Annotated in this window: 22 protein-coding genes and 2 other annotated features; of the genes, 2 read left to right on the top strand and 20 right to left on the bottom strand. The window is 35.9% G+C overall.

The annotated features are described in order from the left end of the window. Positions 1-162 precede the first annotated feature (162 nt). The 3 genes from pheT to D9842_RS13765 all read right to left on the bottom strand — a co-directional run bounded on the left by pheT (position 163) and on the right by D9842_RS13765 (position 4796). On the bottom strand, positions 163-2577 hold the full coding sequence (gene pheT, locus D9842_RS13755) for a phenylalanine--tRNA ligase subunit beta (protein WP_121663022.1): 2415 nt from the start codon (positions 2575-2577) through the stop codon (positions 163-165). A 16-nt stretch (positions 2578-2593) separates the two neighbouring features. After that, positions 2594-3628, bottom strand: a complete 1035-nt coding sequence (gene pheS / locus D9842_RS13760) for a phenylalanine--tRNA ligase subunit alpha (protein WP_098795866.1) — start codon at positions 3626-3628, stop codon at positions 2594-2596. A 67-nt stretch (positions 3629-3695) separates the two neighbouring features. Beyond that, positions 3696-3988, bottom strand: a binding site (T-box leader). A gap of 55 nt (positions 3989-4043) precedes the next feature. Then, positions 4044-4796 (bottom strand): TrmH family RNA methyltransferase, encoded by a 753-nt coding sequence (locus D9842_RS13765; protein ID WP_121663023.1) that lies wholly within the window; start codon positions 4794-4796, stop codon positions 4044-4046. A 173-nt stretch (positions 4797-4969) separates the two neighbouring features. Here D9842_RS13765 and sspI point away from each other — a divergent pair, with 173 nt between their 5' ends. After that, the gene (gene sspI, locus D9842_RS13770; RefSeq protein WP_098795864.1) at positions 4970-5188 is read left to right on the top strand and encodes a small acid-soluble spore protein SspI; all 219 of its coding nucleotides are present in this window, start codon (positions 4970-4972) and stop codon (positions 5186-5188) included. 37 nt (positions 5189-5225) lie between these two features. Here sspI and D9842_RS13775 read toward each other — a convergent pair whose 3' ends face one another. Both D9842_RS13775 and D9842_RS13780 read right to left on the bottom strand, forming a co-directional pair. After that, positions 5226-6311 carry a M42 family metallopeptidase gene (locus D9842_RS13775; RefSeq protein ID WP_098795061.1) on the bottom strand — a complete coding sequence of 362 codons (1086 nt, stop codon included), beginning with the start codon at positions 6309-6311 and terminating at the stop codon, positions 5226-5228. A 72-nt stretch (positions 6312-6383) separates the two neighbouring features. Next, a complete protein-coding gene (locus D9842_RS13780; RefSeq protein WP_121663024.1) occupies positions 6384-6875 on the bottom strand; it encodes a dUTP diphosphatase in 492 nt (163 codons plus the stop codon). 121 nt (positions 6876-6996) lie between these two features. Between D9842_RS13780 and D9842_RS13785 the strand changes: the two genes are divergently transcribed. Beyond that, a complete protein-coding gene (locus D9842_RS13785; protein ID WP_162987574.1) occupies positions 6997-7389 on the top strand; it encodes a sigma-w pathway protein ysdB in 393 nt (130 codons plus the stop codon). Positions 7390-7429: 40 nt separating this feature from the next. Here the strand turns inward: D9842_RS13785 and D9842_RS13790 are convergent, their stop codons facing one another. From D9842_RS13790 to ytaF, 15 genes are all read right to left on the bottom strand, one after another. Continuing rightward, positions 7430-8023: a TVP38/TMEM64 family protein gene (locus D9842_RS13790; protein WP_162987433.1), complete on the bottom strand. Its 594-nt coding sequence runs from the start codon at positions 8021-8023 to the stop codon at positions 7430-7432. A 58-nt stretch (positions 8024-8081) separates the two neighbouring features. Next, a complete protein-coding gene (locus D9842_RS13795) occupies positions 8082-8351 on the bottom strand; it encodes a DUF1294 domain-containing protein (RefSeq protein WP_121663026.1) in 270 nt (89 codons plus the stop codon). Between the two features lie 100 nt (positions 8352-8451). Further along, positions 8452-8811: a 50S ribosomal protein L20 gene (gene rplT / locus D9842_RS13800; RefSeq protein ID WP_098795056.1), complete on the bottom strand. Its 360-nt coding sequence runs from the start codon at positions 8809-8811 to the stop codon at positions 8452-8454. 31 nt (positions 8812-8842) lie between these two features. Beyond that, positions 8843-9043, bottom strand: a complete 201-nt coding sequence (gene rpmI, locus D9842_RS13805; protein WP_098795055.1) for a 50S ribosomal protein L35 — start codon at positions 9041-9043, stop codon at positions 8843-8845. A gap of 21 nt (positions 9044-9064) precedes the next feature. Beyond that, positions 9065-9586 carry a translation initiation factor IF-3 gene (gene infC, locus D9842_RS13810; protein WP_162987575.1) on the bottom strand — a complete coding sequence of 174 codons (522 nt, stop codon included), beginning with the start codon at positions 9584-9586 and terminating at the stop codon, positions 9065-9067. Positions 9587-9668: 82 nt separating this feature from the next. Continuing rightward, positions 9669-9790 (bottom strand) — a sequence feature (ribosomal protein L20 leader region). 193 nt (positions 9791-9983) lie between these two features. Further along, positions 9984-11924, bottom strand: a complete 1941-nt coding sequence (gene thrS, locus D9842_RS13815; RefSeq protein ID WP_121663027.1) for a threonine--tRNA ligase — start codon at positions 11922-11924, stop codon at positions 9984-9986. Positions 11925-12349: 425 nt separating this feature from the next. Beyond that, positions 12350-13168, bottom strand: coding sequence for a putative sporulation protein YtxC (gene ytxC / locus D9842_RS13820; protein WP_121663028.1), 819 nt, complete (start codon positions 13166-13168; stop codon positions 12350-12352). A gap of 130 nt (positions 13169-13298) precedes the next feature. Further along, the gene (dnaI, locus tag D9842_RS13825; protein WP_098795051.1) at positions 13299-14237 is read right to left on the bottom strand and encodes a primosomal protein DnaI; all 939 of its coding nucleotides are present in this window, start codon (positions 14235-14237) and stop codon (positions 13299-13301) included. Between the two features lie 18 nt (positions 14238-14255). Continuing rightward, a complete protein-coding gene (locus D9842_RS13830; RefSeq protein WP_121663029.1) occupies positions 14256-15722 on the bottom strand; it encodes a replication initiation and membrane attachment family protein in 1467 nt (488 codons plus the stop codon). Positions 15723-15818: 96 nt separating this feature from the next. Further along, positions 15819-16277 (bottom strand): transcriptional regulator NrdR, encoded by a 459-nt coding sequence (gene nrdR / locus D9842_RS13835; protein WP_098795049.1) that lies wholly within the window; start codon positions 16275-16277, stop codon positions 15819-15821. 64 nt (positions 16278-16341) lie between these two features. Beyond that, positions 16342-16740, bottom strand: a complete 399-nt coding sequence (locus tag D9842_RS13840; protein ID WP_098795048.1) for a cytosolic protein — start codon at positions 16738-16740, stop codon at positions 16342-16344. Positions 16741-16867: 127 nt separating this feature from the next. Beyond that, positions 16868-17248, bottom strand: coding sequence for an adenosylmethionine decarboxylase (gene speD, locus D9842_RS13845; RefSeq protein ID WP_098795047.1), 381 nt, complete (start codon positions 17246-17248; stop codon positions 16868-16870). A 276-nt stretch (positions 17249-17524) separates the two neighbouring features. Further along, positions 17525-18544 (bottom strand): glyceraldehyde-3-phosphate dehydrogenase, encoded by a 1020-nt coding sequence (locus D9842_RS13850; RefSeq protein ID WP_121663030.1) that lies wholly within the window; start codon positions 18542-18544, stop codon positions 17525-17527. Positions 18545-18707: 163 nt separating this feature from the next. Beyond that, positions 18708-19301, bottom strand: coding sequence for a dephospho-CoA kinase (gene coaE / locus D9842_RS13855; RefSeq protein ID WP_121663031.1), 594 nt, complete (start codon positions 19299-19301; stop codon positions 18708-18710). A 19-nt stretch (positions 19302-19320) separates the two neighbouring features. Next, a complete protein-coding gene (gene ytaF / locus D9842_RS13860) occupies positions 19321-19962 on the bottom strand; it encodes a sporulation membrane protein YtaF (RefSeq protein ID WP_098795044.1) in 642 nt (213 codons plus the stop codon). Between the last annotated feature and the right edge of the window lie 108 nt (positions 19963-20070).

The raw sequence follows: 20070 nt of genomic DNA on the forward strand, positions 1-20070 counted from the left end.
ATCCTCGATTCTGAGAATTTATCTTCGATTCCGGACCGTTTATCTTCGATTCTCAGAATTTATCTTCTTTTAGACAATTTTCAACAAAAACCTACCCAATCACTAAGCCTATTCAAGTGAAGCACAAAAAACGAATCACCAAATCGGTGATTCGTTTTTATTTTACCCTCTTAATGTTGCTCCAGTTTTCTCTTCTACAGCACTTAATACTTTTTCGTGCGCCTTTGATACGTCTTCATCTGTTAACGTACGTTCAGGATCGAAGTAACGTAATGAGAATGCCACTGATTTTTTCCCTTCTTCAAGACGATCGCCTTCATAAAGGTCAAAAACAGCCACATCTCTCAGCATTTTTCCTCCAGCTTCTTTAATTACCTTTTCAATATCACCAACAATAACATCTTTGTTTACAACAAGTGCAATGTCTCTAGTGATAGAAGGATAGCGAGGAATGACTTCAAAACGAGTTTCTTCTACATCTGCTGTTAAAAGATCAACTAATGAAAGTTCAAACACATATGTTTCTGTAAGATCTAGTTCCTTTTGAACAGTTGGATGCACTTGACCGACGAAACCAACAAGCTTTTCTCCAAGGAATATTTCGGCAGTACGTCCTGGATGCATGCCTTCTCGTTTAGATTGTTTATATTCAATCACATCTGATAAGCCTAATAAATCAACAAGACCATCAATTATTCCTTTTACAACATAAAAATCAACAGGCTTTTTCTCACCCTGCCATGAGTGTGAGTGCCATAGGCCAGTAACAGCTCCTGATAAACGTTCTTTTTCAAGCGGCTGAACATCTTTTCCTTGTGAAAGGAATACTGATCCAATTTCATATAGTGCCACTTGATCAATTTGTCGAGCCAAATTGTATCGTAACGCATCTAAAAGATGTGGAAGAAGACTTAGACGTAATACGCTTCTTTCCTCACTCATTGGTAGAGCAAGCTTAGTTAGTTCAGATGCCTCAAGAGCATATTTAGGTGCCTTTTCTTCACTAGTTAGTGAGTAAGTAATGGCTTGATATAATCCTGTACCCTCTAGATAACGGCGAACTTTGCGACGTTTTTCCTGGTAATCAGTTAATTTACCTGGAATCGCTTGACCAACAGGTAATGTTGTTGGGATATTATCATAACCATAAAGTCTTGCTACTTCTTCTACTAGATCTTCTTCAATTGTTAGATCACCACGACGAGTAGGTACAGTTACAATGATTGTAGAGTTATCTAGTTCCACCCCAAATTGAAGTCGTTCAAAAATACTCTTCATTTCTTCCGCTGAAATGTTCATTCCAAGCACTCTGTTTACTTTTTCAACTGTTGTTTTTACAACAGCAGGTTCAAAAGTTGTAGATCTAACCTCTACTGCTCCTTCTAGCACTTCTCCACCAGCATATAAAGAAATTAATTGTGCCGCACGCTCCGCAGCTGCAGGAACACGATTAGGGTCAACTCCTTTTTCATATCGTGCACTTGCTTCACTTCTTAATCCATGATCTTTTGAAGCTGTGCGAATACGTTGGCCATTAAACAAAGCAGACTCTAAAAGAATTGTTTTTGTATCAGATTGTACTTCTGAATTCGCTCCACCCATTACTCCAGCTAATGCAACAGGCTCTGTACCATTTGTGATCACTAAATGTTCTGAAGTTAGTGTTCGTTCTTGATCATCAAGTGTAACAATTTTCTCTCCGTCCTTTGCACGACGAACCAAGATTTCCTTAGATCCTAAACGGTCATAGTCAAAAGCATGAAGAGGCTGGCCGTATTCTAATAGTACGAAGTTTGTAATATCAACTACATTATTATGAGGGCGAATTCCAGCTGCCATTAAACGAGATTGCATCCATAACGGTGAAGGAGCAATCGTGACATTTTTCATTACTTTTGCGATGTATAAAGGATTATCGTCAGTTGCTTCTACATTGACTTGAACATAATTTGAAGCTGTCTCTGATGAGCTTTCATAAGAAATTTCCGGATACTTCACTTCACGATTTAATATCGCTGCAACTTCGTGTGCCACCCCTAACATGCTAAGGGCATCAGCACGATTTGGTGTTAATCCTAGCTCAAGTACAGCATCATCAAGGTTTAATTGTTCTAAAGCATCTTTTCCAACTTCTGCATCATTAGGGAAAACAAAAATCCCTTCAGAATATTCCTTCGCTACGAGCTTGCTTTCGATCCCTAGCTCTTGCAATGAACAAATCATTCCGTTTGACACTTCTCCACGAAGCTTGGCTTTTTTGATTTTAAAGTTACCAGGTAAAACAGCACCTACTGTTGCCACTGCAACCTTTTGTCCTTTATCAACATTTTTAGCTCCACAAATGATTTGGACAACTTCACCGTTTCCTAAATCCACTTGACATTTATTTAGTTTATCCGCATCAGGATGTTGTTCTTTTTCTACGACATGACCAACAACAACACCCTTCATGCCTTCATTTAAAACCTCTACACCTTCAACCTCAATACCACTGCGTGTGATTTTTTCTGCTAATTCATCTGGTGTAATGCCCGATAAATCAACATAATCTGCTAACCATTTATATGAAACATACATGTTTTAAGCCTCCTATTTACGCTCGTTTAAATTGTTTTAAGAATCGTACATCATCTGTATAGAAATGACGGATATCATCGATACCGTACTTTAACATGGCGATACGTTCTCCACCGATCCCGAATGCAAAGCCAGTATATTTTTCAGGATCAAAGCCAGCCATCTTTAATACATTCGGATGTACCATTCCAGCTCCTAGCATTTCAATCCATCCTGTTTTCTTACAAACGTTACAGCCTTTTCCTCCACATAAGAAACAAGATACATCTACTTCAACAGATGGCTCTGTAAATGGGAAAAAGCTAGGGCGCAGACGTATTTCACGCTCTTCACCAAACATTTTCTTCGCAAACACTTCAAGTGTACCTTTTAAATCACTCATACTAATGTTTTCATCAATAACAAGTCCTTCAATTTGTGTAAATTGATGAGAGTGTGTAGCATCATCGTTATCACGTCGAAACACTTTACCTGGACAAATAATTTTAACTGGTCCCTTGCCCTCATGCTTTTGCATTGTTCTTGCTTGAACCGGTGAGGTATGTGTACGTAAAAGAAGTTCTTCTGTTATATAGAAAGAATCCTGCATATCTCGAGCTGGATGACCTTTTGGCAGGTTTAAAGCTTCGAAGTTATAATAATCAGTTTCAACCTCTGGACCCTCGGCAATTTGATAGCCCATTCCAAGGAAAAGATCTTCAATCTCTTCAATAACAGCAGTGATTGGGTGATGATTTCCGACTCTTACAGGACGACCTGGTAACGTCACATCAATCGTCTCTGTTGCTAGCTTTTGCTCAACAGCAAGCTGTTCTAAATGCTCCTGCTTACTAGAAATAGACGTAGCAATTGCTTCTCTTACTTCATTTGCTAACGCCCCCATTACTGGACGTTCTTCAGCTGAAAGCTTACCCATTCCACGTAACACTTCTGTAATTGGACCTTTTTTCCCTAAATAAGCGACACGAATGTCATTTAAAGCTTTTAAATCCTGCGCTTGTTCTACTTTTTCAAGCGCTTCTTGTTGAAGCTGTTTTAATTGCTCCTGCATGTTGTTTCCTCCTTTATTTAAAAAGCGTATTAGCAGCTTTTTTTGCAAAATAAAAAACTCGCCCCATAAAAGGGACGAGTTGAATTCGCGTTACCACCCTTGTTAGTCATACTCCTATATCTAAGTACAACTCACTTCATTTCCATAACGGTAAAAACCGGAACACCTTTACGTTTTAGAGGTCGGATGTGGGGGTCAGTTAAAAACAAAACCTTCACTACCTACCGAAACCCTTGAACGGTCCTAGTGTCAACTCGAGAGATGAATTCATTTACTTCAATCTAAAAAATGCTTTCAGTCGAGGCATTTTCTCCCTGGGTAGACGAACTGTAAAGTACTAGTCTCTGTCATCGTTTTTTAAGCTTATGTAATTTCTATCTTATTATAATCAAACTCTTTTGTTACCGCAACCTGCCTAGCCACGTAAATGATAAAGTAATATTCCTGTTGCAATGGCCACGTTCAACGATTCTGCCCCTCCATATATAGGTATATACAGATTTTTAGATGTTTTTTGTAATAATTTATCGTTTACTCCACTACCTTCATTACCAACTATCAGACAGAATTTCTCTGCCGGAGCAACTTCTTTATAACTTTGCCCATTTTGCAACGAAGTACCATAAGTAGGAATTTCCTTTTCCGTGTAAACATCGATCCATTCTTCTAAATTACCTTTTGCAATTGGAAGATGAAAGAGTGAACCTTGACTTGAACGGATAACCTTTGAATTATAATGATCAACAGTTCCTTCACCTAATATTATCCCATCAACTCCTGCCGCGTCAGCAGTACGTATGATTGTACCTAAGTTTCCTGGATCTTGAACACTGTCTATTAATAAAATTTTATTCCATGATTGTGGAGAGTGCTCTCGTTGGAATTCACATATAGCAGCTAGTCCTTGTGGTGCTTCTGTATCACTTATTGCTTTCATAACATCCTTTGTAACAAGTGTTATGTTTAAATTATCGACATTTAAATGAGGTGGAAGCGACATATCTTCCGAAACAATTAATAACCTAATCATTTCTTTGGTTTTTAAAGCCTCTTCAACTAGATGTAGCCCTTCAATCAGAAATGTACCGGTTGCCTCACGTTCTTTTTTTGTATGTAATTTTTTCCATTGCTTTACTCTTGGATTTTTGACTGATTCTATTCGATCCACTTTCATACTCCTTTTATAACAATTCCATTTTCTCTTTCCAATCATACATAATTCTAACCTAATTAACAAATTCTAAAATTAAATGCGGAGAAGCCTTGATACTTTACATAAGTTTTACTCATCAAGGAACGAAGCTAGAAATAATTAAAGCTAAAAAGAAGGAGTGTGCTACATTGAATTTAAATCTACGCCATGCAGTTATCTCAAATGTTTCAGGAAATTCGCAAGATCAATTACAAGACACGATTGTTGATGCTATACAAAGCGGTGAAGAAAAAATGCTACCAGGCTTAGGTGTTCTTTTCGAAGTGATTTGGCAAAATGCTAATAATGAAGATAAAAAAGAAATGTTAACAATGTTAGAGCAAGGTCTAAACAAGAACGTTCAATAAAAAAATGCTGGGGAGATCTCCCCAGCATTTCTTATTTTTAATCAAATGTAATTTTGTTTACTGTGTCACGATCTAATTTCTTTACAACTTCAGTAATTAATTTCACGGCATTTTCATAGTCATCACGATGAAGCATTGCTGCATGTGAGTGAATGTAGCGAGTAGCGATTGTAATAGATAACGCAGGTACCCCGTTTGCCGAGATATGAATCGCACCTGAATCAGTACCGCCACCGGCAATCGCATCAAATTGATATGGAATACTCAATTCATCGGCTGTATCTGTTACTAAATCACGCAAGCCTTTATGAGATACCATTGAAGCATCATAAAGAATAATTTGTGGACCTTCACCCATTTTACTTGCCGCTTCCTTATCTGATATACCCGGAGTATCTCCAGCAATACCTACGTCAACACCGAAAGCAATATCAGGCTCAATCATGTTAGCAGAAGTTCTTGCTCCACGTAAACCAACCTCTTCTTGAACAGTCCCAACACCATATACTACGTTTGGATGATCCGTTCCTTTTAAATTCTTCAATACATCGATTGCAATCGCACAGCCAATTCGGTTGTCCCAAGCTTTCGCAAGAAGAAACTTCTCGTTTTTCATCACTGTAAATTCAAAATAAGGAACAACCTGGTCACCTGGTTTCACACCAAATTCTAAAGCTTCCTCACGACTTGTTGCACCAATATCAATAAACATATCTTTAATCTCGACCGGTTTTTTACGAGCCTCAGGAGGTAGGATATGTGGAGGCTTAGAGCCGATAATTCCAGTTACATCACCTTTACTTGTCACAATCGTCACACGTTGTGCAAGCATTACCTGTGACCACCATCCACCAACTGTTTGGAAACGAAGAAAGCCTTTGTCATCAATCTGAGTCACCATAAAGCCTACTTCATCTAAGTGGCCCGCAATCATAATCTTAGGGCCGTTTTCTTGTCCAACCTTTCTAGCAATTAAGCTTCCTAAATGATCTGTTGTCACTTCATCTGAATATTGAGTTATGTATTTTTTCATCACATCACGAACTTCACGCTCGTTTCCAGGTATGCCTTTTGCATCTGTTAAATCTTTTAGCATTGTTAACGTTTCATCTAGCTTTGTCATTATGTTGCCTCCTTCAATTAACAATCAAATTCATTATACAACAAGTATTTAGTCGAAAGAAAATAACACGGTTTAGTAACCTTGCTCCTGTCTTTGATGATTCACTTCATTTTTTGAAATATATGCTTCTTCCACTTGTTTTGATGAAAAACCTAACAATTTTCCAAGCAGCAAATATTCCTCAAACATGTCTTTATAGGTTGAGTGAGATTGATCTTTTTTAAAAGCTTGTATTGTTTCATATACCTTTAAAAATTGTTCAGTTATGGTTGTTGAATCCGCTTGTACCTCTTTTAAGTCCATTAACGTATTTACTTTAATCTCTAATCCCAATGACAGGATAAAATGGATCCCATCTACATATTCTTCTAATATAACGGAAGTTGATGCAGGTGGCTTTAAACTCCAAAATTTAAAGCATCTTGTTTCATTAGCTAGCTCTCCGACTTCAACTAATAATGCTAAAACCTTTCGCTCAATTAAATTTTCACTTTGTAGTTGATGTTGAGCTTCTATTTTGCTGTCTAATTCTTGCTGCAAGTTAAATAATATTGAAAAGTTCATGAACTTATCCCCCATAAAATAATTACTTCAAAAAAATTATAACAAATTGAGAGAAACTTGGAACCTTTTCTACCTTTATTCGTATATAAGGAAAATTACCCTGAGGAGGGGTTAGCAAATGATTGTGATAATTTTACGATTACTTTTAATCATTATCATCCTATTTCTGCTTTATTCAGGTTTTAAATATTTATTTAACCCGAAACGAAAGCTTGAATTAGCTCATGAGCAAAAGCAATTTTATTTTTTAGATGATAAAGAAAATGTAAGAAAAAACTTCCTTCTCACCTATAAAGGAGCATTATTTGAAGGAGAAAAATATCTAGGAACAACAACTAACGCTTTTGAGGTCGTGTCAGTCTTTATATGGACCAAATCAACTAGCAGCTTACAAGGGCTAACATTGGATGATTTTACTTATATTGAGGAAGAAGTAAAAAAACGTTATCCATTTTCTAAGGTTGATTGGAAAAGCCCTATTAAGGAACTGTTAATTAAGAAACGTGAAAGTTGATCCAAATACAAAAAAGCTTGAGAGGACTTTTCTCAAGCTTTTATGCTTTTTCCTTCACAAAAAAATCGCTCCATTTAATAAAGGCCTGTTTTTCTCTAAAAAAATAAATCATTGCTAGTAACATCATAACAATGCCAACGATTAATAATGGTGATAGGGTTTGAATGGAAGCACCTAAACAAGTAAAACAAAGAGTTGACGGTATATGTGTTAAAAACGATACCTTCGTATAACGACGAAATGTTTTTGTTCGGTCTAAAATACACAAAGAAATCAGAGAAAAGTTTACAAAAGGAATAATTCTTAAAATGATAATTTGCATAATTGATAAGTTTGTATAAGCTCCCAACCATTTCTCTTTCATCTTAACAAATCGATTAATAAAAATCGGAAAGAGTTTGGAGAAAAAATAAAATGTAATACTAGCACATGTTAGTCCAATGACAGAATAGACCGATCCAAAAAGTGTACCAAATAAGATCCCACCTGCTAAACATACTACCGCTACAGGAATAAGAAGAAACTGCCTAATAATATGAAACAATATAAAGACCAAGGGCGCAAAAAATCCAGTTGTTTCAATAGCTGTTAATACAGTGGAGGTTGCGAGTTGAATCTTCATCACCACTTTCATGTTTGCCATTCTAGAAGTTTGTAGTGTTTGTTTCCATTTTACGAGAAGGTTTATGAGTTTATGCTAATTGTACAGATAAATAAACAAAAAGACCGATATGTACCAAGGTTAAAATGGGCAGCCCATATTTAAATGAAGAATGCTTTGTTTTATGTCGGAAATTCCTCATAGCTAAATAGCTACCTAACGCCCCTCCAATAGCAGCAACAAGCCAAAGCGTTGACTCCTTTATTCTCCATTCTCCTTTTTTAGCTCGATTTTTATCCATGCCCATTATCGTAAAACCAATAAGATTTATTATTAAATAAAAACCAATTAGATAGGTCATGTTTTTCTCCTTTGTTTTCATATACTTATTCTTTATTCAGAGTATCCGATTCTATGAAAAAAGAGCTAACTCATTTAAGAGTCAGCTCTTTCCCGTACAATTATTTGTTAAGCTGTGCTTTAGCAGCGTCTGCTAATTGAGCAAATGCTTTTTCATCAACAACAGCTAAGTCAGCAAGCATTTTGCGGTTAACTTCGATACCAGCAAGCTTTAATCCGTGCATTAAACGGCTGTAAGAAAGACCATTTACACGAGCAGCTGCATTGATACGAGTGATCCATAACTTACGGAAATCACGTTTCTTTTGACGACGATCACGGTAAGCATACATCCATGATTTCATTACTTGTTGGTTTGCAACTTTGTATAATCTATGTTTAGAACCGAAATAACCTTTAGCTAATTTTAATACTTTTTTACGACGTTTACGTGAAACGATACCGCCTTTTACTCTTGGCATGTAAATTCCCTCCTATATTACGATGGTCCGATTATTTAAGATTGTCTAATAAATGACGAATACGTTTGAAATCGCCTTTGCTTACTACAGTTGATTTACGTAATTTACGTTTAGCTTTTGTAGATTTGTTAGCGAATAAGTGACTTGTGTAAGCATGTGAACGTTTAAGTTTACCAGAGCCTGTTTTCTTGAAACGCTTAGCAGCTCCACGGTGAGTTTTCATTTTTGGCATAAGGTATTCCTCCTTAAGGGATTATTGCTTTTCATTTTTCGGTGCTAAAACTAAGAACATGCTACGACCATCCATTTTTGGATGTGATTCAATCGTACTTAAATCAGCACATTCTGCAGAGAAACGATCAAGCACCTTTTGACCGATTCCTTTATGAGTAATTGCACGGCCTTTGAAGCGGATAGAAGCTTTTACTTTATCGCCTTTTTCAAGGAATTTACGTGCATTTCGAAGCTTTGTGTTAAAGTCATGCTCATCAATTGTTGGGCTCAGGCGAACCTCTTTAAGATTGATAATCTTTTGATTTTTACGTGCTTCTTTTTCTTTCTTTTGCTGTTCAAAACGAAATTTACCGTAATCCATGATGCGGCATACAGGAGGCTTCGCATTAGGAGCTACTAAAACTAAATCTAGATTAGCTCTTGTTGCAATTTCTAAAGCCTCTTGGCGAGATTTAATTCCAAGCTGATCTCCGTTGGCACCGATTAGACGAACCTCACGTGCGCGAATTCCGTCATTTACCATCATATCTTTGCTAATAATTAGCCACCTCCAAGGTTTTTTAAAAACTGAATAGTGATTTTTAAATCCGATTTTGTAGGTCACGGTTCTTTTATTTTTCAGGAAAAATAAAAAAGCGTGGACGCAAAACACCCACACTACGATTGTTATCATCTATCATCGCAACCTGCCAACTACAAACGGATGTGTCAATCAGGTGAGAAGCGGGTGCTTCTACTTGTATATATAAAAGACTATTCAATTACCTTGAAAATTATAACACCATTACTAGTTTGTTGCAAGTAAGTATTGTATGTTTTAACAACGTTTTAACAACATATGTTATTCTAACAGAACGATTTCATTCATGCAATACCTTTTTTAATTAGTTAATGTATGAAAAAACAGTAGAGTTATATGCCTCTACTGTTTTTTTACATTATGATCTTTTTACTTCTTGCTTAATCTGTTCTAAGAATTGTTCGAATGGCACAGTTTCTGATTTTTGTTCACCATATTTACGAACGTTAACAGCTTTCTCAGTAATCTCATTATCTCCAATTACAAGCATATACGGTATTTTTTGGATTTGAGATTCACGGATTTTATATCCTAACTTCTCATCACGAGCGTCTAGCTCTACACGAAGTCCAGCTTCTTGTAGTTGCTCTTGAACTTGCTTAGCATAGTCAAGATGAACGGCTGGTGATACTGGAATGACTTGAACCTGAACAGGTGCAAGCCATGTTGGGAATGCTCCTTTGTATTCTTCAATTAAGAATGCAACAAAACGCTCCATTGTTGAAACAACACCACGGTGAATAACAACAGGTCGATGTTGTTTTCCATCTTCACCAACGTATGTTAAATCAAAACGCTCAGGAAGTAAGAAGTCTAATTGAACAGTTGAAAGAGTTTCATCTTTGCCTAGAGCTGTTCTTACTTGTACATCAAGCTTCGGACCATAGAATGCCGCTTCTCCCTCTGCTTCATAATAATCATGACCTAATTCATCCATTGCATCTTTTAACATGCCTTGTGCTTTTTCCCACATGTTATCATCGTCAAAGTACTTTTCTTTATCTTCCGGATCACGATAAGATAATCGGAATGAATATTTTTCAATTCCAAAGTCTTTGTAAACAGCTTCAACTAAACGTACAACACGAATAAATTCATCTTTAATTTGATCAGGTCGTACAAAGATATGAGCATCATTCAACGTCATTCCACGAACACGCTGTAAACCAGTTAGTGCTCCTGACATTTCATAACGATGCATTAATCCAAGCTCAGCAATACGAATTGGTAGTTCGCGGTAGCTGTGAATGTCATTTTTATAAATCATCATATGGTGTGGACAGTTCATTGGGCGAAGAACTAAATCTTCATTATCCATCTCCATTTTAGGGAACATGTCCTCTTGGTAGTGCTCCCAGTGTCCAGATGTCTTGTAAAGCTCAACACTCCCTAAAGCAGGTGTATACACGTGCTGGTAGCCTAAGCGCTCTTCTTTATCAACAATGTAGCGCTCAACAATACGACGAATTGTTGCACCTTTTGGTAACCATAGCGGTAAACCTTGTCCAACTTTTTGAGAAGAAGTAAATAATCCAAGCTCTTTTCCTAATTTACGGTGGTCACGCTCTTTAGCTTCCTCTAATAATCGAAGATGTTCATCTAAGTCAGCTTTTTTAAAGAAAGCTGTTCCATAGATTCGTTGTAACATTTTGTTATTACTGTCCCCACGCCAGTAAGCTCCAGCAACACTTAATAATTTAAATTCTTTAATTTTACCCGTTGAAGGAAGGTGTATTCCACGACATAGGTCAAAAAATTCACCTTGCTCGTAAAATGAAACTGCCTCTCCTTCAGGAATTGCTTCAAGTAACTCAAGCTTTAATGGATCTTGAATTTCTTCATAACGGCGTTTCGCTTCCTCACGGCTTACTTCTACACGTACAATGTCAAGGTTCTCATTTACAATCTTTTTCATTTCCTTTTCAATTGCCGGTAGATCCTCAGGAGTAATAGCTTGCTCCATATCAATGTCATAATAAAAACCATTTTCAATAACTGGTCCAATTCCCAGCTTTACTGACTGATCTTTATACAAACGCTTAATAGCCTGAGCCATTAAATGGGCAGTCGAGTGTCTCATAATCTCTAATGCTTCAGCACTATCTTGTGTAACAATTTCAATTGCACCATCTTCTTCAATTGGTGTACGTAAGTCGACCAATTGACCATCAATTTTCCCTGCAAGTGACTTCTTTTTTAAACCAGGGCTAATGGATGCCGCAATGTCTTCTGTTGTGGTACCTTTTGCAAACTCCTTTACAGCTCCGTCTGGAAACGCAATTTTTATAACGTCTGACATCCTTGTTCACCTCATATAATGTTATAATTTCTTTAAAATAGGCCGGTTAAAATTGCCTTAAAAATAAATAAAACCCGTCCCTAAAAAGGGACGAGTTAGATAACTTATCAATGGACCGTGGTTCCACCCTTGTTCCCAATATCTATCTAAAAACATACATAACAAATAGACATGGCTTAAACTCGATAACGGGAGACCGTCAGCTATTAATTAGATGCACACAGCATCCTTTCACAACTGAAGTTTAAAGGTGGTAAGTTCGTTAATCGTATTAGGAAGGTTTCAGCAATTCCTTCCCTCTCTGGGAACCGTAAAAACAAACTCGTGTCCTTATCATTACAGATAATTTTTCAATTACCTCGTATTATAAAATGTTTCATCTTTAAAATCAAGAAAGGATTTCAATTAAACATATGTAGAGAACCTTAAAAATTTTCCAGTGGATATATTGTCACCCGTTCCTCAAAGATATTTTGAATGGTCTGAACCATACCTTCAAATGAGTTATTTGTATAAAGCAAAAGCCAATCCGGTGCAATTGATACAAGTGGTGCCAACAATTGCTTATCAATATACATCGGATGTTGATAAACAAAATCTTTATCAATAAATTTATTTAGTTGATTTTCAGTCATTAATTGTTTGTCCTCGTCATAAACCAAACATTCTTGATCAAATACAATTTGAAGCTTAGGTAGTTTACTTTCTTTTTTTGCCAAGTAATCTCTTAAACTTTGAACAAAACTCTGATATTCTTGTTCCATTTTATATTCTTCAATCGCAATTTCTACATATTCTCTTAAACTATCTATATATTTGTGAAGACGAAATTTTTGAAAAGATGAAAATGAAAAATATAAGTCAGGACGAAGAAATTGTTCAAGTGCATCACTAATCATTTGCTCTCTGGAAGATATTTCCTGAACCCTTGGAATTTCTTCCCTTTGGCCTTCCATAATAGACTGTGCAATATGTATAATCTGTTGCTGTTCCTCTTCCTCACTAAAATAGTAATTTTCTTTTATCATTTTTAACATAATAAGATGCTCTTTATGGTTGATAATAAATTGAATTAAACCTGGTATAACTAGTTGTTTTACTGTAATATCCCATGATTTTGGATGGAGTTTTATGGACTGATTATTAACTAATTGAAGTTCTGAATGAAATTTATCGTGAATCGAGTGAAAGATCGAATAGATTGCTCTTGCCTCTTTCGGAGACCCAAATAATATCTCGAGCATGTTTGTCCCCCCTATTTGCAGCACCTCGATTCATATATATGGGGGGAACATACATTTTAGAAGTAAAGAATTGGTTCGATAATATAAAAGAAAAGAGATTGATGTATCTCAATCTCTTTTCTACCTCCACTCAGCCTCTGCGATTTCGACCGACCAGTTCTACTGGAATTGTCATATGTTTGATTCGTTCCATAATTCTTGCAGCTTTAACAGGTTCTTCTTCTCCACGTTGAGAATATGCAAGGTGATGCTGAAGTTCTTTAAGACCAAAGTTTGATGAGATAAAAGTAGGAAGGTTTTCAAGCATACGATATTGTAAGATTGTTCCTAATATCTCATCTCTCATCCAGCTTGATACTGATTCAGCTCCTAAATCATCGAGCATAAGAACAGGAATTTTCTTAACAGCATCAAGCTTTTCATCCAATGATGAATTTTGAAACGATCCTTTTAGCTCTCTCATAAATTCCGGAACATAAACAAGCATAGACGATACTTTATGTGAAGCTAGTTCATTTGCAATTGCACCTAAAATATAGGTCTTACCGACTCCAAAAGATCCATATAAATATAAACCTTTTGTACGTTGCCCACTGTTATATGCTTCCACAAAATCTTGAGCCATCCCGATCACTTTCAATCTGCTTGTTTCCTCCACATCCACATCAATTTTATCAAATTGAGCCTCGAGGATATCCTTTGGAATATACATGCTTTTAATAAGAGCCTCGTGTTTCTTACGTTCATCAGTTGCTTCCTTTGTTGGGCATTTTGTATATTGAAGGTCAATAATACGCCCCTGAATTACTAAGTGTGGATGATAGCCTTCTAAAATATTTTTACACTGTGATAATGAAGGACAGTTTTTGCAATTTTTGCTTTGATTGACAAATTCATAAAGCTTAACCAAGCTTCTATTAATCATACCCTCTTCTATTTCAGTCGAATGTTTCGTTATAAAAGCTTGTACATCAGGATTGTTTAATACTTCTTTTTTCAAATCATTATAGCGATCATTAAAGTCTGATCTATTTGTTAATTTTTTAAAGGAATTGCTTAAATGTTCCATTTATTCCCCCTCCTCTCATTATGTCTCGTTATTTTTATTATCCTTATATTTTCTTATCCGATCAAATAATTTCTTTTTCTCTAACTCAAATTGTTCAAGATCCACGCTTGATGTTTTATCGTCATCTTTTTCTTGCTGTTTTAATTCTTGCTGTTCTTTATGATCATTCGTTGTTTCTTCACTTAACCATGCTGGTAGCATTTCTTTACGAATTGGTGCTTTCTTATTATTCTCCGTTTTCTTCTTTGTTGTCTTTTCTTCTGCCCATTGTTGATATTGACGGTGCTCTTGTTTAGCTAAGTCCATTGCATCTTTTACAGTTTTCACTTGTTTCCTTGTCCAATGACTCGCAATTTTTTGAACATAAGCCCTCGTAAGCTTCATATCCGTCTTTAACATAACATAATAAATTAATACATTCACAACTCCAGGCTCGAGTCTTTGTTGAAGCATCACTTCTTCAATAATTTGCAAATCACCAACAGAAGGGGTAACTCCACCTGACACATCCATCAAAAATTGTTTTGGCGATATTCTTTCTAGTTGAAAGATTAGCTCTTCTTCCTTTGTTAATTGTTTCTGATCTTGCTTCCCTCGTAATAATGGTGGCTGTACTTTATCTACTAAACCAGGTAATTCGTCTCCATGCTGAAATTGATACCAATCACGTGCAGATTTTCTAAGCAATTCAATATCAATGTTTTCGTCCTGATCAATACTTGCCATCACAACATTTTTCATATCAATAGCATTAATGCCGTACAGGTAAGAGAGCTTCTTTATTACATCCTTCACTATGGATGTTATAGATTTATGTGGGATGAGAGCATCAGAAAGTCCTGCTAAGAATAAATCAAAATCAAAAGCAGAATCAGAAATCTCTAATTTAGATCTACTTTCTGTACTAACAAACTCTCGATTTTTTTCTAGTGACAAATCATTTATCGTTTCTTCATTCATTCTTCCAGCCATTTCAGCGGAACGAACAGAGTCAAAAACATCATTAAAAGACTTGGTAATGTCCTTCATGCCTTCACTTTTTTGTTCATCTGAGAAAAAATGTTTTAACTGCAAAAATTTATTTTTGCCTACCCGATTATAAAGATAAACATTTAATACCCCGTCTTGAAAAAACTCTGCCGGTCTTACTGGTGCTTGTAGCTCGTATACATACTTCTTAACACCGTCTTCTTCGGTTACAAACGTTTTTAATAGACCAAGACCTTCTAATTTAAGACGTTCTTGATAAATGTCACGCAAGTTACTTTGCATAATCGTCATTAAACTATGATGCGTTGTTTCTTCGCTCCACATGCGATTCTGCTCCAACTCTCCCCAAAGAGTCATAAATAAACTGAAACATTTTGACCCAATCAATGGTTGATAAAGCAATGTTATTATTTTTCTATCCATGTCTTGTAGAATTGAGTTGCTCTTTACTGAATAACGGTCAATAGCAAGCAATTCCTTCCAATGCTGTTCCATCCCCTTCAACCTTTCATTACAATATATTAAACGCGAAAAAGTTCCTTCACTGAAAAAAGAGCTTGAGAGAACACCTCTTCAAAAGCTCTTTCGATTCTATCTTACTTTCTTAATTAAATCGGTTAACTCTTCAATAAACACATTAATATCTTTAAACTGGCGATAAACAGATGCAAACCTTACATAAGCAACTTCATCAATTCTCGCAAGCCTGTCCATGACCATTTCACCTACAAATTCACTGTTAACTTCAGAGACGCCTTGATTTCTCAGTTCCTTCTCAATATCATGAACTACGTCCTCAAGCTTTTGTAGGGGAACCGGTCTTTTTTCACACGCTTTAATAAGACCTCTTAAAATTTTCTCCCGGCTAAACTCTTCTCTAGTCCCTTCCTTTTTCACGACAATTAATGGAAATTCCTCAACCTTTTCAAATGTAGTAAATCGATATTGACATTCTTCACATTCACGTCGGCGTCGAATTGATTTTCCTTCATCTACAGGTCGTGAGTCTAACACTCTTGTCCCATTATGTTGACACGAAGGACATTTCATATGACCAGCTCCAATCAAACGTCAAAATTTTAAGTTGTTGACATTTCATCACTCTATTTTACATTTATTTCTTAGTTTTCCCAGTTCCAACAAACGATTCTTTTTGGTCGAGCTTTTTGTAAAGTTCAGTAATTAATTTCTTACTGTATCCAAAATCTGTCGGGAGGACAGTTGTCGTGGTTGCTGTAAAATCAACTGCTGTCTCAAAAGGACGCACAGAAATAACCGTTACAATAAGAAAAGCTTTTCTAGGACGATCAACGTTTACGCTCATTTCTCCACGTTCTTCTGAAACAGATGTAACAGTCATTCCTGGTGTTTGTTCAATTAATTCTTTTACAGATTGTAATGCTTTTTTATTTGTGGTTTTATAATAATGACTTTTTAAATCTGGATTATGGTGATTTTCCCGTGTTTCTTGATGGGTACTAAAAATATCTTTTAATTTATTCACAAAACTCATTGTCATATTCCCCTTTTTTCTTATTAATTTTCACTTTATGTATCGAAATTTATTCTACTACTATCATACTGAAATTTGTCGATAATAAAAAGAGGTGCAGATCAATTAATCCGCACCTCTTTACGTTTTAAAGAGCTTTTGCTTGAGCTTGCTTTACTTGTACCGGTCCCATACCTCTAGGGATCTCAATGTTTTCACGAGTTTGTGCTCCTAAAGATTCTGCAATATGATCTGCAGCAATGTTCGGATTTAAGTCACCGCAAGTGTAAACATCGATACTAGCATAACCATGCTCTGGAAAGCTGTGAATTGTCAAATGTGATTCAGAGATAATAACCACACCACTTACTCCTTGAGGAGCAAATTTGTGAAAAGCAACCTCTCTAATTTCCGCGCCTGATTTTAATGCTGCATTTACAAATGTTTTTTCAATGTAATCCATGTCATTTAACTTATCAAAATCGCAACCCCATAATTCAGAGATTACGTGTCTACCCATTGTTTCCATATTCATGGATCCCCCTTTAACTATTTTTTATACATGAATTCTTCGCTTAATGGTATGTGTAACTACCACGGGGGAAAGTTAGTCCAGAGAGGTCCTAACCCTTTAAGTAGCCGTAACACCTTGGCTTTGATAAGAAGTTCACGAAAAATAGTATACTTTGTTTGTATTTGTTTTGCAACACACTTTTTGAAAAAAATTAGTTAAAGGGTTAATCAAACATGCGGTCATACATTTATTACTTTAACCGTCGGGAACTTTATTATCCAAAAAACTTTTTTAAACCTCTAATAAATGAGTCATACTATTTGCTACTAATTTTGTTAAATCGGCAACACGGCATGAATAACCCCATTCATTGTCATACCAGGCTAAAACTTTTATTTTATGATTTTCCATTACCATTGTTGATAAACCGTCAATGATGGCTGAATGTGGATTTGTATTGAAGTCAATTGATACTAACGGCTCAGTCGTGAAGTCTAGAATTCCTTTTAAAGAGCCTCTTGAAGCAAATTGGAATGCTCGATTAACTTCCTCTATAGTTACTGGTTTTTCTACATCAACTACAAGGTCAACTAATGAAACATTTGGTGTTGGGACTCGTAAAGCCATACCATGTAACTTGCCTTTCATGTTTGGGAGAACGAGCTCTAGTGCCTTTGCTGCACCTGTTGTTGTCGGGATAATGGATTGCCCACAAGCTCTAGCCCTTCTCAAATCCTTATGCGGGTTATCAATGTTTTTCTGGTCATTTGTATAAGCATGTACGGTTGTCATTAAACCATTTTTTATATGGAAAGATTCATCTATCACCTTAATGACCGGAGCAAGACAATTTGTTGTACACGAGGCATTTGAAATAATTTCATGTTGATTTGCATCAAACTGATTTTCGTTAACTCCCATCACAATCGTAATATCTTCATTTTTACCAGGTGCAGTTAGGATAACCTTCTTTGCTCCAGCCTTAACATGGAGCATTGCCTTTTCCCTGCTATTAAACTTCCCTGTTGCCTCAATTACAATATCGATCCCTAAAACATCCCAAGGAAGCTTCTCAGGGTCACGTTCATTGATTAATAACACCTTTTGACCATTTACAAGTAAATGATCTTCATGTGCAATTACTTCTCCCTGAAATCTCCCGTGTGTTGTGTCATATTTTATTAAATGAGCAAGAGTATCAGCTGGATAACTTGCATTGATTGCTTTAATATTCATATCTTCCATCATTGCATACCTAAAAACCATTCTCCCAATTCGACCAAACCCATTTATTGCAATATTGGCTCTCATCATCGTTTCCCCTCTCATTTATATGTTATACTTTTAATTATTTTTATACAATTAGTATAACACATTTAATTAAAAGATGTGTTAATAAAATGTATCATTTTCTTAAAACAGACTTTTGATTGAGATTAGAGAAATAAAAAAAGAGACTATAAAAGTCTCCTCGTTAAATTAATTTCTTTAAAATTTCATGTAACTGCTTTTCTGTCTGTTCAATTGTGCCATTATTATCAATAATTTCATCGGAGAGTTCTTTTTTACTGTGTAATGGAAGCTGTGATTCGATTCTCATTTTGGCTTCTTCCTCTGTATATCCATTTCTCTCCATAAGACGTTTAAGCTGTGTTTCCTCATTCACATACACAAGAATGGTTTTATCAACCATATGAGTTAATTTACTTTCAAAAAGCAATGGTATATCAAGCACTACTGCCTTTGAATTTTTAGCTTTTTCTTCTTCAACTCCGTTTAGCATTTCTTTTCTAACTGCGGGATGTACTATTTTGTTTAATTGCTCTCTTTTGGAATGGTCACCAAAAATAATGGAACCAAGCTTTTCTCGATTTATGGTTTTATCTTGATGCAGTATTTCATCACCAAAAAAAGAAAGTATTTGTTGATAAGCTGGCTTTCCAACCTCAACCACTTCCCTAGAAATCTGGTCTGCATCTACAACGCGGATTCCCAGGTTTTGCAACATATTTGAAACTGTACTTTTACCACTTGCAATTCCACCCGTTAGACCAATAACTACTGTCACTATGATAAGCCTCCATTGTCTAAAGTTTCCATATCCCTATCATAATGAGAATAATACCCGGTAGGCAAGAAAATTTGTCCATCCACGCAAATTTAGAGAAAATATGTCCTGATTTAATCCCAATTGATACAAATAACGAGCTCATACACGCTACTAGTAAACTCATTACAATAGGAGAATAACCTAATAATGCAGCGCCAATACCTGCTCCGAAGGCATCCAGTGATAATGCCAGCCCAAGTAACAATGCTTCGACACCTGTAATCGTACCAGATTTATCAATATCTGCCGTCATAGGTTTTCTAAGTATATTGATGACAATTCCAAATGTTTTGATCTCAAAATTAATTAACATTTTTTCAGTTTCTTCTTCATCTGAAGTTTCTTCTTTTGCAGGACGGAAAAATTGGTACAAAACCCATGCGCCAATAAACACTAAAATAATACCACCAAGCTTTTCAGTTACGACAACTGGAAAGATTTTTGTTAATAGCTCACCAAGAAACATCGCTCCAAGCATTGTGGCAGCAGAACAACACGCAATAATTAATATTGATTTGATTGGTATCCTCATTTTTCGCATTCCATAAGTAAATCCAACTGAAAAGCTATCCAAACTAACTGCGATCGCTAATAACAAGAGTGATGTATATTGAAACATATTGCCTAGCTCCTTCCTTCTAATTGCTAAGATAGTGTATGATGAACGCCTAGAGAATGTTAAAGAAGGTCGCTTTATTTTTTTAAGTATGGATTACTTTATGATTTA

The organism is Metabacillus litoralis (assembly GCF_003667825.1).
Taxonomy (GTDB): domain Bacteria; phylum Bacillota; class Bacilli; order Bacillales; family Bacillaceae; genus Metabacillus; species Metabacillus litoralis_B.

Excerpts from the sequence above, each read along its gene's own strand:
- D9842_RS13795 (WP_121663026.1), bottom strand. The coding sequence starts at position 8,351 with ATGACCTATCTAATTGGTTTTTATTTAATAATAAATCTTATTGGTTTT.
- rpmI (WP_098795055.1), bottom strand. The coding sequence starts at position 9,043 with ATGCCAAAAATGAAAACTCACCGTGGAGCTGCTAAGCGTTTCAAGAAA.
- pheT (WP_121663022.1), bottom strand. The coding sequence starts at position 2,577 with ATGTATGTTTCATATAAATGGTTAGCAGATTATGTTGATTTATCGGGC.
- ytaF (WP_098795044.1), bottom strand. The coding sequence starts at position 19,962 with ATGTTTCAATATACATCACTCTTGTTATTAGCGATCGCAGTTAGTTTG.
- D9842_RS13830 (WP_121663029.1), bottom strand. The coding sequence starts at position 15,722 with ATGGAACAGCATTGGAAGGAATTGCTTGCTATTGACCGTTATTCAGTA.
- thrS (WP_121663027.1), bottom strand. The coding sequence starts at position 11,924 with ATGTCAGACGTTATAAAAATTGCGTTTCCAGACGGAGCTGTAAAGGAG.
- D9842_RS13790 (WP_162987433.1), bottom strand. The coding sequence starts at position 8,023 with ATGAAAGTGGTGATGAAGATTCAACTCGCAACCTCCACTGTATTAACA.
- rplT (WP_098795056.1), bottom strand. The coding sequence starts at position 8,811 with ATGCCAAGAGTAAAAGGCGGTATCGTTTCACGTAAACGTCGTAAAAAA.
- speD (WP_098795047.1), bottom strand. The coding sequence starts at position 17,248 with ATGGAAACAATGGGTAGACACGTAATCTCTGAATTATGGGGTTGCGAT.
- nrdR (WP_098795049.1), bottom strand. The coding sequence starts at position 16,277 with ATGAAATGTCCTTCGTGTCAACATAATGGGACAAGAGTGTTAGACTCA.
- D9842_RS13780 (WP_121663024.1), bottom strand. The coding sequence starts at position 6,875 with ATGAACTTTTCAATATTATTTAACTTGCAGCAAGAATTAGACAGCAAA.
- pheS (WP_098795866.1), bottom strand. The coding sequence starts at position 3,628 with ATGCAGGAGCAATTAAAACAGCTTCAACAAGAAGCGCTTGAAAAAGTA.
- D9842_RS13775 (WP_098795061.1), bottom strand. The coding sequence starts at position 6,311 with ATGACAAAGCTAGATGAAACGTTAACAATGCTAAAAGATTTAACAGAT.
- ytxC (WP_121663028.1), bottom strand. The coding sequence starts at position 13,168 with ATGCTCGAGATATTATTTGGGTCTCCGAAAGAGGCAAGAGCAATCTAT.
- D9842_RS13850 (WP_121663030.1), bottom strand. The coding sequence starts at position 18,544 with ATGAGAGCCAATATTGCAATAAATGGGTTTGGTCGAATTGGGAGAATG.
- dnaI (WP_098795051.1), bottom strand. The coding sequence starts at position 14,237 with ATGGAACATTTAAGCAATTCCTTTAAAAAATTAACAAATAGATCAGAC.
- D9842_RS13840 (WP_098795048.1), bottom strand. The coding sequence starts at position 16,740 with ATGAGTTTTGTGAATAAATTAAAAGATATTTTTAGTACCCATCAAGAA.